General features: G+C 57.4%; 17 protein-coding genes and 1 tRNA gene. 12 read left to right on the top strand and 6 right to left on the bottom strand.

The genetic code is table 11. The annotated features are described in order from the left end of the window. Positions 1 to 95 precede the first annotated feature (95 nt). Complete coding sequence (locus tag ACR0D7_RS18250; RefSeq protein ID WP_480680286.1) at positions 96 to 488, bottom strand: hypothetical protein; 393 nt, start codon at positions 486 to 488, stop codon at positions 96 to 98. A 262-nt stretch (positions 489 to 750) separates the two neighbouring features. On the opposite strand from ACR0D7_RS18250, the gene ACR0D7_RS18245 reads away from it, so the two are divergent. Further along, on the top strand, positions 751 to 1,284 hold the full coding sequence (locus tag ACR0D7_RS18245; RefSeq protein WP_480680285.1) for a hypothetical protein: 534 nt from the start codon (positions 751 to 753) through the stop codon (positions 1,282 to 1,284). Positions 1,285 to 1,609: 325 nt separating this feature from the next. On the opposite strand, the gene ACR0D7_RS18240 is transcribed toward ACR0D7_RS18245, so the two are convergent. From ACR0D7_RS18240 to ACR0D7_RS18225, 4 genes are all read right to left on the bottom strand, one after another. After that, positions 1,610 to 1,686, bottom strand: a tRNA-Arg gene (locus ACR0D7_RS18240). 64 nt (positions 1,687 to 1,750) lie between these two features. Next, positions 1,751 to 3,133, bottom strand: coding sequence for an ATP-binding protein (locus tag ACR0D7_RS18235; RefSeq protein ID WP_480680284.1), 1,383 nt, complete (start codon positions 3,131 to 3,133; stop codon positions 1,751 to 1,753). 19 nt (positions 3,134 to 3,152) lie between these two features. Continuing rightward, a complete protein-coding gene (locus ACR0D7_RS18230) occupies positions 3,153 to 4,571 on the bottom strand; it encodes a dihydrolipoyl dehydrogenase family protein (protein WP_480680283.1) in 1,419 nt (472 codons plus the stop codon). A gap of 4 nt (positions 4,572 to 4,575) precedes the next feature. Beyond that, positions 4,576 to 5,307, bottom strand: a complete 732-nt coding sequence (locus ACR0D7_RS18225) for a TVP38/TMEM64 family protein (RefSeq protein WP_170387713.1) — start codon at positions 5,305 to 5,307, stop codon at positions 4,576 to 4,578. Positions 5,308 to 5,603: 296 nt separating this feature from the next. Between ACR0D7_RS18225 and rpmH the strand changes: the two genes are divergently transcribed. The 11 genes from rpmH (at position 5,604) to ACR0D7_RS18170 (ending at position 14,562) form a co-directional block, all read left to right on the top strand. Continuing rightward, positions 5,604 to 5,738: a 50S ribosomal protein L34 gene (rpmH, locus tag ACR0D7_RS18220; protein WP_005980833.1), complete on the top strand. Its 135-nt coding sequence runs from the start codon at positions 5,604 to 5,606 to the stop codon at positions 5,736 to 5,738. A gap of 25 nt (positions 5,739 to 5,763) precedes the next feature. After that, positions 5,764 to 6,189, top strand: coding sequence for a ribonuclease P protein component (rnpA, locus tag ACR0D7_RS18215; RefSeq protein WP_480680282.1), 426 nt, complete (start codon positions 5,764 to 5,766; stop codon positions 6,187 to 6,189). Further along, a complete protein-coding gene (gene yidD, locus ACR0D7_RS18210) occupies positions 6,186 to 6,431 on the top strand; it encodes a membrane protein insertion efficiency factor YidD (RefSeq protein WP_480680281.1) in 246 nt (81 codons plus the stop codon). Before rnpA ends, yidD begins: the two co-directional genes overlap by 4 nt. 56 nt (positions 6,432 to 6,487) lie before the next feature. After that, entirely contained in the window at positions 6,488 to 7,381 is an 894-nt protein-coding gene (gene ttcA / locus ACR0D7_RS18205) for a tRNA 2-thiocytidine(32) synthetase TtcA (RefSeq protein ID WP_480680280.1), read from the top strand. Positions 7,382 to 7,452: 71 nt separating this feature from the next. Next, positions 7,453 to 8,997 carry a putative bifunctional diguanylate cyclase/phosphodiesterase gene (locus tag ACR0D7_RS18200; RefSeq protein WP_480680279.1) on the top strand — a complete coding sequence of 515 codons (1,545 nt, stop codon included), beginning with the start codon at positions 7,453 to 7,455 and terminating at the stop codon, positions 8,995 to 8,997. Between the two features lie 123 nt (positions 8,998 to 9,120). Further along, positions 9,121 to 10,923 (top strand): membrane protein insertase YidC, encoded by a 1,803-nt coding sequence (yidC, locus tag ACR0D7_RS18195; protein WP_480680278.1) that lies wholly within the window; start codon positions 9,121 to 9,123, stop codon positions 10,921 to 10,923. Continuing rightward, positions 10,920 to 11,657 (top strand): MOSC domain-containing protein, encoded by a 738-nt coding sequence (locus ACR0D7_RS18190; RefSeq protein ID WP_480680277.1) that lies wholly within the window; start codon positions 10,920 to 10,922, stop codon positions 11,655 to 11,657. The genes yidC and ACR0D7_RS18190 overlap by 4 nt, the downstream gene beginning before the upstream one ends. Next, positions 11,654 to 12,307, top strand: a complete 654-nt coding sequence (yihA, locus tag ACR0D7_RS18185) for a ribosome biogenesis GTP-binding protein YihA/YsxC (RefSeq protein WP_480680276.1) — start codon at positions 11,654 to 11,656, stop codon at positions 12,305 to 12,307. Before ACR0D7_RS18190 ends, yihA begins: the two co-directional genes overlap by 4 nt. A gap of 191 nt (positions 12,308 to 12,498) precedes the next feature. Continuing rightward, entirely contained in the window at positions 12,499 to 13,362 is an 864-nt protein-coding gene (gene argB / locus ACR0D7_RS18180; RefSeq protein ID WP_480680275.1) for an acetylglutamate kinase, read from the top strand. A gap of 19 nt (positions 13,363 to 13,381) precedes the next feature. Further along, complete coding sequence (locus ACR0D7_RS18175; RefSeq protein WP_480680274.1) at positions 13,382 to 14,068, top strand: ferredoxin; 687 nt, start codon at positions 13,382 to 13,384, stop codon at positions 14,066 to 14,068. Beyond that, a complete protein-coding gene (locus ACR0D7_RS18170; RefSeq protein ID WP_480680273.1) occupies positions 14,065 to 14,562 on the top strand; it encodes a SixA phosphatase family protein in 498 nt (165 codons plus the stop codon). The genes ACR0D7_RS18175 and ACR0D7_RS18170 overlap by 4 nt, the downstream gene beginning before the upstream one ends. A gap of 45 nt (positions 14,563 to 14,607) precedes the next feature. Here the strand turns inward: ACR0D7_RS18170 and ACR0D7_RS18165 are convergent, their stop codons facing one another. Continuing rightward, the gene (locus tag ACR0D7_RS18165; protein WP_302477035.1) at positions 14,608 to 15,399 is read right to left on the bottom strand and encodes an amino acid ABC transporter ATP-binding protein; all 792 of its coding nucleotides are present in this window, start codon (positions 15,397 to 15,399) and stop codon (positions 14,608 to 14,610) included. Between the last annotated feature and the right edge of the window lie 5 nt (positions 15,400 to 15,404).

The raw sequence follows: 15,404 nt of genomic DNA, 5'->3' as shown, positions 1-15,404 counted from the left end.
CCGGGTTTCTTTCTCATCTCCACTCCTTGGCGGTTACGATGAGCCAGAAACCCTCTCTTATCAAATCGACCTAAACTGTCCCATTGGTGCTGACGTCAGACAAGCGGCGTCTTAAGCTCCAGCTTGTCAAAGGGTGCATCGTCCGGTTTTCGTAGCGCCTCAAGGTCCACGAAATCATCTACATCAAGCGTCGCTGCGAGCAGCCCATCCAGCTCGGCGTATACATCTGAAATCTGCGCGTTCAGTCCTTCGACTTCGGCCATCTGGGCAGCAATATGGGCTGCTTTGACCGCCTTTTCTTGCGCGGCTCTTTCCTTGGCGTTCGCAACCGCTGCTTGCTTCAACTGCCGCTCTCGCGCTTTTGCTTCGCGCTCGCGCTCTTTCAATTCTGCACTATACGCACGTTGCGACGCCTTTGCTTGACGCACACGCTCCCGCTCAGCGGCTTTGACGGCACGAAGGGTAGCGCTCAATAAACTTTTTGCCAAAACTCAAACTCCTTGAAAACTTCACGAACCCAATATTGGTACGACAATTTTCCCTAGTAATAACAATCATAACGCGAAATCATACCCGTGTTGCCATATTCATTGACGCCACCGGTCGTAAACTGGGTGATCAACCAATCTGTGAATGGCCCCAATGCCAGTTGCAGTCGCATAGTACTGACACCGTGCTGGATGACAGGTTCGGGCCGCGTTATTTGTCAAAGATTACAAATTACCGGTCGACTTCAAATTTTTAAAGGTATTGGGTAAGCTAAGACTTTTTGGAGGGGCAGCAATTCTTTCTACTCTGCTTTCGATTTTTGGACTGGGGCAAAACCACGCTCAAGCAGTCAGCAGCAAGTACGCTGAAGCAAGCAAACTGAACGCGGAATTCGAACTCAATCTGAACAACGCAATAAACTTGCTTAGATCAGAACAAGTACACTTGCGACATCGCATTTCAGCTTTGTGTGACCTTCCCGAAGACGAAGACATGCTTCTGGGTAACGTGGAACCGATCATTGAACAGATGATTTCCGAAACTGAAGTGGGTCTGACTACCGTTTTCAATACCCAACAAACAATCGCAAACAGTTCTCGCTTTGCGTCACTACGAAAGTGGGATGAGTGCATCTCGATCTTGCACAGGCATGTCGCTGCTTCGAGCCACCAGTTAGAACGCATCGAAACGGCTTTAGGTCAGCTTCATCGCATACTCGACAATGCCGAAAGGAGCGTTTCTGAACTAGATTTTGAGGTCGTTGTTGAAGGACTGGAGCAAGAAAAAGAGAATTGACGCTTCAATTGAGGCGTATCCTGTCGATTGTCCCACTCAACCGGCCCCAAATTTCTTCTTCGTGGCAAATGGCGGCAATACAGGCTGCAACTGCAGCATCTCACATGTGAGGCGAATGTCTCTTAAGGACCGAGTGATGGCTAGCAGCCAACCTAAAGAGCTGCACCAAACTCCACTGCCAGCAACTGATCTGCAGCTCTGGGTCCCATTCTATTTCCAGAAGAATATTTGAATTGAGGGGTCTTCTGATGTCGAACGTTCATCACGTTTCTGGTCCAACTATGACGGTTGGGTCAGGTTCGTGTGACGTTCAACAGGATACCAATGGCGGACCGAGGAGGATTCGAACCCCCGACCCCTTGATTCGTAGTCAAGTACTCTATCCAGCTGAGCTATCGGTCCGCGTTGGTGAGGCGCTATGTAGACCTACCTCTGGGGACGTGCAAGTCGATTCTTCAAAAATATTTTAAAAAGTCAGGTCGCCCCGCGGGAGCCGAATTTCAAATACAGTTCCCTCCGGCCCCGTCTCTTTCAAAACAAGATCTCCACCATGCCCGCGCACCAGTTCCTGTGAGATGGCGAGGCCCAGACCAGAGCCACCCTTGCGCACACCGCCCTGAAACGGTGTGAACAGGTTTTCACGCGCCTTGGGCGGCAAGCCAGGTCCGTTATCCCTTATCTCGACGCACCAGTCATCCTCGTGGACACAGCCGGCGATCGTAACTTTGCCCGATTTACCCGACGCCACCAACGCCTGACGGGCGTTACGCACAAGGTTCATCATGACACGGAAAATCTGTTCGGGGTCCGCACGCGCCACGAGATCTTTCGGCACTTCGTTCACGAACTCGACGCAGGAATCGGCTACGGCCAGTTTCTCGCTGACGACTACATCCTCGGCCACGTCGCGCAAAGGAACCATGGTCAGGGTCGGCGCGGGCTCTTCGGCACGACCAAAGGCCAAGGTACTTTCACACAGAGACACTGCCCGTGTGATCGAATTCACCAGCTTAGGCGCCATGCGCCCCACCAGCGGGTCATCGCTGGATTCTATCCGGTCAGTGAACAACTGAGCCGAGGTCAGGATATTTCGCAGATCATGGCTGACCTTGGCCACCGCCTCGCCTAGCTGCGCCAGGCGTTCCCTCTGTTTCAGCGCCTGCGTCAGTTCCTTTTGCAACTGCTGCAACGCCTCCTCTGCCTCGCGCAGTTCGGTCACTTTGGAGTTGGGCGAGATGATCCCCCGCGCATCCTCGGGGGCCTCTGCATAGCGCTGCATGTAACCCACAACGCTTTTGATCGGCTTTACCAGCACGACACGCACGGCGAGGAACAGGAAAAAAGCCGTGATGATGGAAATTACGAAGGACAGGCCCAGAATACGCAGGCCATAGTCGGTCATCGCCATGCGCAGCGGCTCGCTGTCGATGGTCACCTCGATCAGCAGCCCCGCGCCTTTGACTGGCTCACCCATCACGCGAATGACTTCATTGTCCGGGGTGAACATCCGTGTCAGCGCATCCCGGATCAGAATCCACGCCCCCGCATCGCGCAGGTCATAGGTATTGGTGATCGCCTCTGGGATCGGTGAAGACAGCATCAACTGCCGCATCTCGTCGCGCCGTAGTACAACGTTATAGACCCCTGCATTGGCCAGCAGCTCGGCCTCGAGGTCTTCTGCCAGCATGTCATCGGCCAACAAGGCCAGTGACGCAATCTGCGCGCGTTCAAGCCGGTTCAGCAGGAAATCTTCACGAAAGCGCGCGATCGAGGGGACAAAGATCAAAATCTCGGCCAACATAACGAAGACCGTCGTCAGGATCAGAAATCGGCCCGACAGTGAGTTCAATCTGCTCTCCCTTTCCCGGTTAGGGCATCCAGCGCTGGACGAACCGGACCACCCGTTTAACTGTCTGATTCTCAAACAGCCTTGGCGTGAAATAGGCCCCCGCCACCCGTTTGTTAAGCTCTCCGATCGTCGGATAGGGCGAAACCATTGCCGCGATCTGCCCCATCTTCAGATTATTAGCCAGCGCCAGCGACCACAAGTTGATCAATTCGCCCGCTTGATGCCCCACGATTGTAGCACCGACAGGTCGGCCTTTCACGATCATGACTTTGATGAAGCCCTTCGTTTTGCGCTCGGATATCGCACGGTCGTTGTGATGATAGTCGAACCGCGCGATTTCCAGCCTGTCACCGTGCTGTTCGCGCGCCTGAGCCTCGGTCAGGCCAACCTGCGCAAGTTCGGGGTCGGTATAGGTGGCCCAGGGAATATGCGCCGTCTTTGCTTTGGACGGCAGGCCAAACAGTGCCGAACGAATGATGATTCCGGCGTGATACCCAGCGACATGGGTGAATTGCAGACCACCTGCAACGTCACCGATGGCATAGACTTTGCGGTTTGTGGTCCGCAGCGCCTCGTCGACCTTGATCCCGGTACGGGTCGGCTCGATCCCGGCGGCTGCAAGGTTCAGCCGGTCGGTGTTGGCCTTACGTCCCGCTGCCAGCAACAGATGCGAGCCCGAGAAGATGTCACCATTTTGGGTCACGACCTCGACCACACCGTTATTGTCGCGGACCTGCGCGACCATCGCCTGCTCATGAATGGCCACGCCTTCGGCCCGCAATGCGTCCAACACGATACCTGCTGCCTCGGGGTCGTCTTTGCCCAGCGCCTGCATGCCTTCGATCACAGTCACTTCACAACCCAAACGAATATGTGCCTGCGCCATTTCCAGGCCAATCGGACCACCGCCAATGATCAGCAGGTGTTCGGGCTTCTCGCGCAGATCAAAGATCGTCTCATTGGTGTAGTAAGGCACCTGATCCAATCCGGGGATCGGCGGCACCAGAGGTGACGATCCGGTCGCAATCACCACCCGCCGTGCGGTGATCAGGTTTTCCCCCGCCTGGACCTGTGTCGGAGAGACAAAGCTGCCATATTCCCGAATCACCTTGACCCCGAACCCTTCGAACCGCTCTTGGCTGTCCATCGGCTCGATCTGGGCTATCACCGATTGGACGTGATCCTTGGCGGCTGCGTATTCCACCTGCGGCACCACATCGGCCACGCCCATCGCCGCAGCATGCGCCTGCCCATAGGCTGCCTTACCGCTTGCAATCAGGGCCTTCGACGGCACACAGCCAAAATTCAGGCAATCGCCACCCATCTTGTGACCTTCCAAAAGGATCACGTCAGCACCCATCTGGCTGGCACCGGCCGCCACAGACAAGCCGCCTGACCCGGCCCCGATCACCAGGATATCGGTTTTCAGTTCTTGCATGAATTCAGGCGTCCTTTTTGCCGCGCAGGGCTTTGATAACTATCGGCAGCGCTGCCAGCACGCACAAGCCAATGATCGGGCCAATGACAAAGGGCTCCCACAGCAGCGAGACATCCGGAGTCTCACCCCGATCAAACACGCCCCCCAACCCGACGCCGATCCAGGTGTAGACAATACCGCCCGGAATGATGCCAAGCGCCGTGGTAATCAGGAAGTTACGGAATTTCACACCCACCAGCGCGGGCACCAGATTGGCCACAAAGAACGGAACAACTGGCACAAGCCGCAACAGAAACAGGACCGATATTTCGTTCTCGCGCAGGCCATCCTTTAGTTTCTTGACCGTGCCTTCAGATGATTCCAACCGCGCCGTCAGGGATTCGCCCAACCCCCAGCGCGCCGCGAGAAAGATAGCAGACGCGCCGACCGTGGCTGCGAATACATTGAAAACCGTGCCCGCGAAGAGACCGAACAAGAACCCGCCAGTCATCGAGGCCACAGCAGCGCCCGGCAATGAAAAAGCGACGATGACAATATAAATGGCCACGAAAGCAGCCGCCATTGACCAATAATTTGCATCCCGCCACGCCAACAGCGCTTCGCGATTGTCGCGCAATGTCTCAAAGGTCAGATAGTCGCCCAGCGTGAAAAAACCCACCGCAGCGACGGCGAGAATCACCAGCAAAGGAATATGTCGCGCAAGCCCGCTGCGCGGGGCCTGAGTTGTATCGCTCATAAGGCTGTCCGGTTTCGTACGTTTCATTCTGCCCCAAACATGCGCCGTCGCGGGCCAATACAACAGGGGCCTCACGCGGCCTTGATGTTTACAGCAGCGAATGTGAGGGGTAAGGGCCGTATAACCGCCATTTTGAAACCTTTCGTGCGCTGTGGTTACAGAATTGTTGCAAAAGGCGTCAAAACCCCCACCTAGGGGTTTGACTTACCCCCCGCTTCCCAGTAGAGGACGGGCTTCGAACACTAGGGCCAGGCGAATCCGCGCCGCACCCCACCGCATAGATTGGAGACGGAGCGATGAAACGCACCTATCAGCCTTCGAACCTGGTTCGCAAACGCCGCCACGGTTTCCGCGCGCGCATGGCCACCAAGGCCGGCCGCAAGATCCTGAACGCGCGCCGCGCACGTGGCCGCAAGTCGCTGAGCGCGTAAACCGCTCACTGATCAGGTTATGAACATGACGCCGCCGGAGGCTCCTGAGGATGGTAAGAACCACCCCGGGGATATGCCTCCGGCGGCGTGCGTTTGCGCGCCTGAAACTCTGACCGTTCTTAAAAAACGGTCGGATTTCCTGAAGGCCGCCCGTGCGCGCAGGCAAGGCACCGCATCCATGATGGTGCAGGCCCGCAAGCGCGCTGTGGATGAGGGTACGGGAATTCGCGTCGGTTTCACGTGTTCCAAGAAGGTCGGCAATGCCGTGGCCCGCAACCGCGCCAAACGGCGCCTGCGCGAGGTCGCGCGGGCCGTCTTGCCAGAGGCTGGCCGCGATGGATGGGATTACGTGCTGATCGGACGCGCCGAAGTGACTGCCGCGCGTCCGTTCGACGCTTTGCTGGACGATCTGCGCTATGCTCTGCGCAAGGTCCACAGCACGCGGAAATGACTCTGCTGTCACATATCTTGGCCCTGCCCGTCCGGGCCTATCGGCTGATATTCAGCCCGTGGGTCGGATTTAACTGCCGCTATCAACCCACATGCTCCGCCTATGCACTGGAAGCGCTTGAAAAGCACGGTGCGATCAAAGGCGCGTGGCTCGCCGCACGGCGAATTGGCCGCTGCCATCCTTGGGGCGGGGATGGCTACGATCCGGTGCCAGACACCGATGAACAGACAAAGCAGGACTAGACCCAGCAATCGGTCGACATCTTGCCCGGTTGCGCCAACTATTGTAGGGGCTGCGAATGTTTGACGAAGCTGACGATATCCATCCGCTCTTTGCTGGCGCGCCCTCGACCACCGAGTTCAAAAAGCTGCGCAAACGCATCGTGCGCCAGACCCGTGAGGCCATCGAGCACTATGGGATGGTGGACCCGTCCGCCCATGACAAGGATGGCAAACCACCGCGCTGGCTGGTCTGTCTGTCGGGCGGCAAAGACAGCTATACACTGCTTGCGGTTCTTTATGAGCTGAAGTGGCGTGGATTGCTACCAGTCGACCTTCTGGCCTGCAATCTGGATCAGGGCCAGCCCGGTTTCCCGGCCACCGTCCTGCCCGAGTTTCTGGAGCGCATGGGCGTACCGCACCGCATCGAATATCAGGACACCTATTCCGTCGTCATGGACAAGGTTCCGCAGGGCCGTACCTATTGCGCCCTGTGCTCGCGACTACGCCGGGGCAACCTCTACCGGATCGCGCGGGAAGAAGGCTGTTCCGCCGTCGTACTGGGCCATCACCGCGACGATATCCTCGAGACGTTCTTCATGAACCTGTTCCACGGTGGGCGTCTGGCCACAATGCCACCCAAGCTGGTGAACGAAGAGGGTGATTTGTTCGTCTTCCGCCCCTTGGCCCATGTAGCCGAGGCTGATTGCGCGAAATTCGCCACTTCGATGAATTATCCCATCATCCCCTGCGACCTCTGCGGCAGTCAGGATGGGTTACAGCGTCAACAGGTAAAACAGATTCTGGACCAGTGGGAAAAGAACAGCCCCGGTCGACGGCAGGTGATGTTCAGGGCTTTGACCAACGCGCGCCCCTCGCATCTTCTGGATCCTAAACTGTTCGATTTCGCGAACCTTGCCCTGAATCCCGGCAAAAAAGACGAAAATTCAGACGAGATTCCACAGCTGCGTTAACGTCTGACTCAGATTGGTTTTCTACGGTTGCCCAATACGTGCTTTGCCCAACGTAGAGGCCCTGAAATCCGATGTGGAAACATATCAAAGTCGAACGCATTCTTCACGCCCTTACCTCAGCTCTGAACGGCCCTGCAGCGCTGGCCTTTGTTCCGGCCATCAGCCTTGCAGCCTTCTGGATGGGGGGCGAAAGGGCTCTGGTGATCGTCGCTCTTGGCCTGCCGGTTCTATTCATGGGCGCAGCCGCGTTTGAAGAGCGGGTTGACAAAAATCGACAGCAGCACAGCCCGCCCGGCGGCTTGATGACAATCGACACATTTGCCGCCGAACTAGAGAAGATCTTCCAATCATCTGCATCCAGCGGAGCAGAATCGGCCTGCATAATTGTCGCGCTGGATGAATTTTCGGATTTTCTGGATTTGCATGGCAACACTGCTGCCAACCACTTGGCTGACCAGTTTGGCCGCCGCGTTCTTTCAGCTATTCGTACGCAGGACATCGCAACCCGCTTGGGCCAGGATAAATTCGCAATCGGCCTGCGCCCATCCCCTCAGTTGGATCTTGAAGCCTGCATTCAGATGTCCGGACGCATTCAGGCAATGGTCGAAGATCCCTTCACACTGAACGGTGCAGGGGTCTATGTCACATGCTCGATCGGCTTCAGTTTGCTGTCCAATGTGTCAAACGAGCGATACGAAGACTGGATTGAAGCGGCCTCAGCAGCGTTGAACGAAGCCCAGCGAAACGGCCCATCAACCATTCGCGCCTTTTCCAATGAAACCCGCCGCCGTTCGTACATTCGCGCCAATCTGCGCAAGGAATTCGAATCTGCATTGAACAACGGGGAAATCCGGCCTTGGTTTCAGCCGCAGATTTCCACTGATACCGGACGCGTCACAGGGTTTGAGGCATTGGCGCGCTGGGAGCATCCGCAAAAGGGCGTGTTGGGACCTCAGGTTTTTTTACCCTTTGCCGAACAGTTTGAATTGATGGGGAAACTTGGCCAGGCGATGCGACATCACGCTTTTGCAGCTATGCGTGAATGGGATCGCGCTGGGGTTATCGTGCCCCGGATCGGCATCAACTTCTCCTCGGAGGAATTGCGGGACCCGGCCCTGATAGACCACCTGAAGTGGGAGTTGGATCAGAACGACATGACGCCGGATCAGCTGGCGGTCGAAATCCTCGAGACCGTATTCTCGCGCCAGCCAGATGACGTATTAACGCGCAACGTGCTCGGTATGTCCAAGCTTGGCTGTTGCATTGATCTGGACGATTTCGGAACCGGGCATGCCTCGATTGCGTCGATCAAACGATTTGACGTCTCGCGGATCAAGATTGACCGCTCTTTTGTCGCCAAGGCGGATCGCGATGCCAGCCAGCAACAACTGGTCAGCGCCATCCTGACCATGGCAGAACGTCTGAATGTCGAAACTCTGGCCGAAGGGGTTGAAACGCAGGGTGAGCATGCCCTGATGGCGCAGCTTGGGTGCGATCACGTGCAGGGCTTCGGGATCGGCAAGCCGATGCCTTTCGAAAAGACGCTGGACTGGATGGCGGCGCATCAGAACAAGGTCAACGGAATACCCGAAATCGGCCGGAAGACCGGCCCCTAATCGCTGATTTACGCCACAGAAACGCGATCCGTGACGAAATAACAGGCGATTCCGCTTGACCTTTGGGCCTGCACTCTGTTGAACCCACCGGGTGTGTTTCACTGCTTAAGGTGGCTGTCCCCAATGGACGATCAGAACAAGAATCTCATCCTTGCAACCGCGCTCAGCTTTCTCGTGATCCTTGTTTGGTTCGTGCTGTTCCCCCCTCCGGAACAGGCGCCAACATCGGAACAGACCGAGATTACCGCCGTCGAAGGTAATGAGGTTCAGACGCCCAGCGCCACTGGCGCCGGGACAGCAGGTGGCACGACAACTGCCACCGAAGAGGCGCTGCCCGAGGATCAGGCTCCACGGGTCGAAATCGACACGCCGCGCCTGAAAGGCAGCCTGTCGCTGTCGGGTGGCCGGATCGATGAATTACTTCTGAAAGACTACAAAGTTTCGATCGACAAAGGCGCGCCAATCGTTGACCTGCTTTCACCTGTTGGATCTGAATCCGCCTATTACGCCCTGTATGGCTGGGCCCCGGGCGCAGGTGTCGGAGGCGAAGACGTTCCCGGCCCGAACACGCAGTGGACTGTTGAACAGGGTGAAACGCTGGGCGTTGAAACCCCGATCACCCTGAAATGGGAAAACGACAAGGGGTTGACCTTCCGCCGTATGATCTCGGTAGACGAAAACTATATGTTCACCGTCTCCCAATCAGTCGAGAACGCATCCGACGCTACTGTGGCGATGGCACCCTACGGTATCCTTGCCCGCCATGGTATTGGCGAAGATGGCGACATTCCCGACCTGAAAAACTTCTTCATCCTGCATGAGGGCCTGATCAGCATGGCTGACGGCACCCTCACCGAAGTCGATTATGGCGATTTACAGGATGAGTCCGAAACTTTCGAAAACATGAATGAAGGCTGGATCGGGTTCACGGATCACTACTGGATGACAACGCTCATCCCCGAGCAGGGATCCCAGTTCACTTCTTCCGCTGCGTTCAACGCCCGGAACAAAGTCTATCAGGCCGACATCAAGACACCGACGCTGACCGTAGGTGCCGGGGAAACGGCGCAAGTGACGACGCGATTGTTTGCCGGAGCCAAGGAATGGGGAACCATCCGCGAGTACCAAGCGGAAGGCGTGCAGAAATTCATCGACAGCATCGACTGGGGCTGGTTCTTTTTCCTGACCAAGCCGATTTTCTGGCTGCTGCACAACATCAACGCGCTGATCGGCAACATGGGCTGGTCCATCATCGGCCTGACCCTGATTATCAAGGCGATCCTGTTCCCGCTGGCGTACAAATCCTACGTCTCGATGGCGAAGATGAAGGAACTGCAGCCACAGATGGAGGCCCTGAAAGAGGCCGCCGGCGACGACCGCCAGAAAATGCAGCAGGGCATGATGGAGCTGTACAAGAAGGAAAAGGTAAACCCCGCCGCGGGCTGTTTGCCGATCCTGATGCAGATTCCGATCTTCTTCTCGCTGTATAAGGTGATTTTCGTCACCATCGAACTGCGTCAGGCCCCGTGGTTTGGCCCGTTCCAGGACCTCAGCGCGCCGGACCCGACCTCGATCTTCAACTTCTTTGGCTGGTTGCCCTGGGCTGCCCCGGCGCCCGAAAGCTTGATGGCGTTGATCTTTATCGGCATCCTGCCGTTGCTGCTGGGTATCTCGATGTGGTTGCAGCAAAAGCTGAACCCGGCACCAACCGACCCGACGCAGGCGATGATCTTTGCCTGGATGCCGTGGGTATTCATGTTCATGCTGGGCAGCTTTGCCAGCGGGCTGGTGGTCTACTGGATCGCGAACAATACCATCACGTTCACGCAGCAGTACTTGATCATGCGCAGCCAAGGCTACAAGCCGGACGTATTCGGCAATATCAAATCCGGCTTTAAGCGCACGCCAAAGACGGATGATAAATGACAGCTGAAGTGACCCAGCTTTGGCGGCATCCGATCAAAAGCCATGGTCGTGAAGCTGTCCAGACCGTAACCGTAATCCCCGGGCAGACCATGCCCGGGGATCGCGTTTGGGCGGTCGCGCATGAGGCGTCCACTGCGGATGGCTCGGACTGGGTCCCGTGCGCCATCTTTAGCCGCGGCGCGAAGGCGCCACTGCTGATGGCGATATCTGCGCAGTCAAATGGGGATATGCTGACTTTATCCCACCCGGATCGTCCGGACCTGACCTTTGCACCAGACAGCGAACAGCAAGCCTTTCTCGATTGGGTCAAACCGCTGATGCCCGCAGATCGCGCCGCCTCGGCACGGATCATCCAGGTTCCGGGGCGCGGCATGACCGATAGTGATTTCCCGTCGATCAGCCTGTGCAACATGGCGACGCATCGTGCCGTCGGCCAAAAGCTGGGCCAGAATCTGTCAATCCACCGTTGGCGTGGCAACATCTGGTTCGACGACATGCCGCTATGGGAAGAGTTCGAATGGCTGGGCGGCGACGTGCAGATCGGCGAGGCCGTGTTTCGCGTCCGTGAACGCATCACTCGTTGTTTGGCGACAACAGCAAATCCGGAAACGGGCGCGAGTGACGCGGACACGCTGGGCGCGCTGAAAACCTGGGGCCATCAGGATTTCGGTGTCTATGCCGAGGTCGTCAAAGGTGGCGCGATTTCGGTTGGCGATAAGGTAGAACTGCTATGAGCACCCTCCCCTTCCCTTTGGTCGAAAACCCCGATGAGTTCGCGCTGGAGCGTGGCCGCAAACTGTTTGCGGGCGAATCCGAGTTTGTCAAAGGGGTCGTGGCCATGAATGGCCTGCCCGCGCCTGACCGGCTAGAGGTCTGTTTTGCAGGTCGTTCAAACGTGGGCAAATCCAGCCTGATCAACGCACTGACCGGCACCAAGGGGCTGGCACGTGCTTCGAACACGCCGGGCCGCACGCAAGAGATCAACTTTTTCACCCAAGGCCCCGAGCTGTATCTGGTCGACCTACCCGGCTATGGCTACGCCAACGCGCCGGTCAAGGTGGTCGAAAAGTGGCAAAGGCTGCTGAAGCAATACCTGAGCGGCCGTCAAACTCTGCGCCGGGCCTTTGTCCTGATCGACTCGCGCCACGGGGTGAAACCCGTCGATGCCGAGATCATGAAGCTGCTGGACACCAGCGCCGTGACCTTTCAATGCGTTATGACCAAGGCCGACAAGGTCAAAGCCAAGGATCGGGAAAAGGTGCTGGAGCAAGTGCGCGGAGCACTGTCGAAACATCCCGCGGCCTTCCCGGAAATCGTGCTGACCTCGTCTGAAAAAGGGGACGGCATTCCCACCTTGCGGTCGATTATCGCCCATTTGGAATAATCCGGCCAGTCGGCCCCACACCAATCCTGCGGTCGTAGGCTGGCGATGTCCCCGAGCACTATAAGGGCGTTTTGTGTTGTAGTTTTCCCTTGATGGTTATTTGCTTCTCCGCGATCCGAGGATATTCGCTATCCGGTCTTGGCACCACCCTTCAAAGGCCCTAACACAGGATGCCAGAGGGATAAGCAGCCATGAAGACACGAGATATGAACCGGGATTGGATCGCCACCGCAGCCACCTTGAACAGCGCATTGCCGTATCTGCAGCGCTATGATGGGGCAATCGTCGTTATCAAACTTGGCGGTCACGCCATGGGCAGCGACGAAGCGATGGAAAGCTTTGCCCGCGACGTCGTTCTGATGCGCCAAGTCGGTGTAAACCCGGTGGTCGTGCATGGCGGCGGACCAATGATCAACGCGATGCTGAAACAGCTGGATATCCAGTCCGAATTCGTCAACGGCAAGCGTGTGACAGACAAGGCCACCGTGGAAGTGGTCGAGATGGTGCTGTCCGGCCTCGTGAACAAACGTATCGTGCAGGCGATCAACGGTCAGGGTGGTTCCGCCGTGGGCCTGTCGGGTAAGGACGCCAACCTTATGATCTGCGATCAGGCCGACCCTTCTTTGGGGTTCGTCGGTTCTCCGTCCAAGATGAACCCGGCCATCCTGCACGACCTGTTCTCGCACGATGTGATCCCAGTTATCGCGCCCTTGGGCGCTGGCAAGAACGGCGAGACCTTCAACATCAATGGCGATACCGCAGCCGGAGCAATCGCATCAGCGCTTAAGGCAGACCGACTGTTGCTGCTGACCGACGTCTCGGGTGTGAAGAACGCAAGCGGTGAGGTTGTGACCGAGCTAAAAGCCGGTCAGATTCGCGAAATGACAATGGATGGCACCATTGCGGGCGGCATGATCCCCAAGACCGAAACCGCACTGGACGCGCTACATAGTGGTGTCCGCGCAGTTGTCATTCTGGACGGGCGTGCACCCAACGCCGTATTGTTGGAACTGTTCACCGAACATGGTGCCGGTTCGCTGATCCGGCCAGATTGACGTAACCCGCAGAGGAGAGATGACCGGACATCCCCCACCATCCTCTTACGCGGCAGCAATCAGCTATGGCTGGGTAATGCGCGCGGCGCATCAAGCGGGCCTGATCGTCATGGGCGCGACACATCCACGGCAAAGTGGTGCCAAGGGTCTGGACGGGGGAACTCTGATTCTTTTGGGCGCGGGCGCGGCTTTCTGGCCCGCCCTGAAAGCGTCCGCAGAATGGTCGGGACCCGATCCGGTGGACCGCTGGTCCAGCCGCGTCATTGGGCAGATGGCACAGGATCTGGGCGCGCAGGCCTATTTTCCGTTTGGCGGACCACCTTACGCGCCCTTTATCGACTGGGCTTTGAAATCCGGTCGCACCTTCAGCAGCCCGGTTGGCGCTTTGGTGCAAGATACAGTGGGTATGATGATCTCATTCCGCGGGGCGCTGCATTTCGGGCGGGAATTCGACATCCCCGAAGGCAGCAGCACGTCACCTTGCACAGACTGCCCGGCCCCCTGCGCAACATCCTGTCCGGTCGGTGCGCTGAACAGCCAAAGCTTCTATGACGTCGACGCCTGCCATGGGCACCTCTCTACAGCTGAGGGACAAACCTGCATGGAAGGCGGTTGCCTTGCGCGCCTGTCCTGCCCCTTAAGCGAGGGTGCCGGGCGCGACCCGGAACAGTCCGCCCATCACATGAGAGCCTTCCATCCATCATGACCCGCACCCTGATCCTGACCCGCCACGCGAAGTCCAGTTGGCATGACATTTCCGTTGACGACCATGACCGCCCACTGAACAAGCGCGGGCGCAAATCAGCCCCGGCGATTGCCGGCTGGTTGCGCGAAAACGACTGGCTGCCGGATGAAGTGCTCAGTTCGACCTCGACCCGTACACGCGAGACCTGGGACCGGATGGGCTTGCAGGCCGAAAAGATTACGTTTCATCGCGCACTCTATCACGCGGACCCTGAAGACATGTTGCGCGAGCTGTCTGGCGCCACCAAACCTACTGTGCTGATGCTGGGCCACAACCCCGGCATCGCGGCCTTTGCCAGCCGTATTGTTCGGCAAGCCCCAGATCACCCCAGGTTTCACGATTACCCGACCTGCGCGACCACCGTGATCCGCTTGGACGCTGGGAACTGGGCAAATGTTCGATGGCACAGTGGCGTCGTGCAAGGGTTCGCAATTCCACGCGAGTTGCTGGAATGAAAAAAGGCGGGGCTAAACCCCGCCTTTTCATTCGATTTACTGGGATCAGTGACCCAGAATCTGGCTCAGGAACAGCTTGGTCCGCTCGCTCTGCGGGTTGTTGAAGAACTCTTCCGGTTCGTTCTGTTCCACGATCTGACCGGCATCCATGAAAATCACGCGGTTGGCGACCTGACGGGCAAAGCCCATCTCGTGGGTCACGCACAGCATGGTCATGCCTTCCTCGGCCAGTTCGATCATGGTGTCGAGCACCTCTTTGATCATCTCGGGGTCCAGCGCTGAGGTCGGTTCATCGAACAACATGATCCGCGGCATCATGCAGAGCGAGCGGGCAATCGCCACACGCTGCTGCTGACCACCCGAAAGCTGACCGGGGTATTTGTCGGCCTGCTCGGGGATCTTCACCTTTTCCAGAAAATGCATCGCGCGCTCTTCGGCCTCTTTCTTGGGCGTTTTGCGCACCCAGATTGGGGCCAGCGTGCAGTTCTCCAGAATGGTCAGGTGCGGGAACAGGTTGAAGTGCTGGAACACCATGCCAACCTCGGACCGGATCTTGTCGATGTTCTTAAGATCATTCGACAACTCGGTCCCATCCACGACGATCCTGCCCTGCTGGTGTTCCTCCAGTGCGTTCAGGCAGCGGATCAGAGTAGATTTGCCCGACCCCGACGGCCCCGCGATAACGATCCGCTCGCCCTGATTGACGGTCAGATTGATGTCGCGCAGCACGTGGAAAGACCCGTACCACTTGTTCATGTTGGTAATTTCGATGGCGACCTCGTCGCTCACCTGCATCTTGGTGCGGTCGATTTCACGTTCTACAGCAAGTTGAGACATGCGTT

This window comes from Ruegeria sp. BB7 (assembly GCF_056539365.1).
This window is presented reverse-complemented; position numbering and strand designations above follow the sequence as displayed.

Excerpts from the sequence above, each read along its gene's own strand:
- ACR0D7_RS18230 (WP_480680283.1), bottom strand. The coding sequence starts at position 4,571 with ATGCAAGAACTGAAAACCGATATCCTGGTGATCGGGGCCGGGTCAGGC.
- ACR0D7_RS18225 (WP_170387713.1), bottom strand. The coding sequence starts at position 5,307 with ATGAGCGATACAACTCAGGCCCCGCGCAGCGGGCTTGCGCGACATATT.
- rpmH (WP_005980833.1), top strand. The coding sequence starts at position 5,604 with ATGAAACGCACCTATCAGCCTTCGAACCTGGTTCGCAAACGCCGCCAC.
- rnpA (WP_480680282.1), top strand. The coding sequence starts at position 5,764 with ATGACGCCGCCGGAGGCTCCTGAGGATGGTAAGAACCACCCCGGGGAT.
- yidD (WP_480680281.1), top strand. The coding sequence starts at position 6,186 with ATGACTCTGCTGTCACATATCTTGGCCCTGCCCGTCCGGGCCTATCGG.
- ttcA (WP_480680280.1), top strand. The coding sequence starts at position 6,488 with ATGTTTGACGAAGCTGACGATATCCATCCGCTCTTTGCTGGCGCGCCC.
- ACR0D7_RS18200 (WP_480680279.1), top strand. The coding sequence starts at position 7,453 with ATGTGGAAACATATCAAAGTCGAACGCATTCTTCACGCCCTTACCTCA.
- yidC (WP_480680278.1), top strand. The coding sequence starts at position 9,121 with ATGGACGATCAGAACAAGAATCTCATCCTTGCAACCGCGCTCAGCTTT.
- ACR0D7_RS18190 (WP_480680277.1), top strand. The coding sequence starts at position 10,920 with ATGACAGCTGAAGTGACCCAGCTTTGGCGGCATCCGATCAAAAGCCAT.
- yihA (WP_480680276.1), top strand. The coding sequence starts at position 11,654 with ATGAGCACCCTCCCCTTCCCTTTGGTCGAAAACCCCGATGAGTTCGCG.
- argB (WP_480680275.1), top strand. The coding sequence starts at position 12,499 with ATGAAGACACGAGATATGAACCGGGATTGGATCGCCACCGCAGCCACC.
- ACR0D7_RS18175 (WP_480680274.1), top strand. The coding sequence starts at position 13,382 with ATGACCGGACATCCCCCACCATCCTCTTACGCGGCAGCAATCAGCTAT.
- ACR0D7_RS18170 (WP_480680273.1), top strand. The coding sequence starts at position 14,065 with ATGACCCGCACCCTGATCCTGACCCGCCACGCGAAGTCCAGTTGGCAT.
- ACR0D7_RS18165 (WP_302477035.1), bottom strand. The coding sequence starts at position 15,399 with ATGTCTCAACTTGCTGTAGAACGTGAAATCGACCGCACCAAGATGCAG.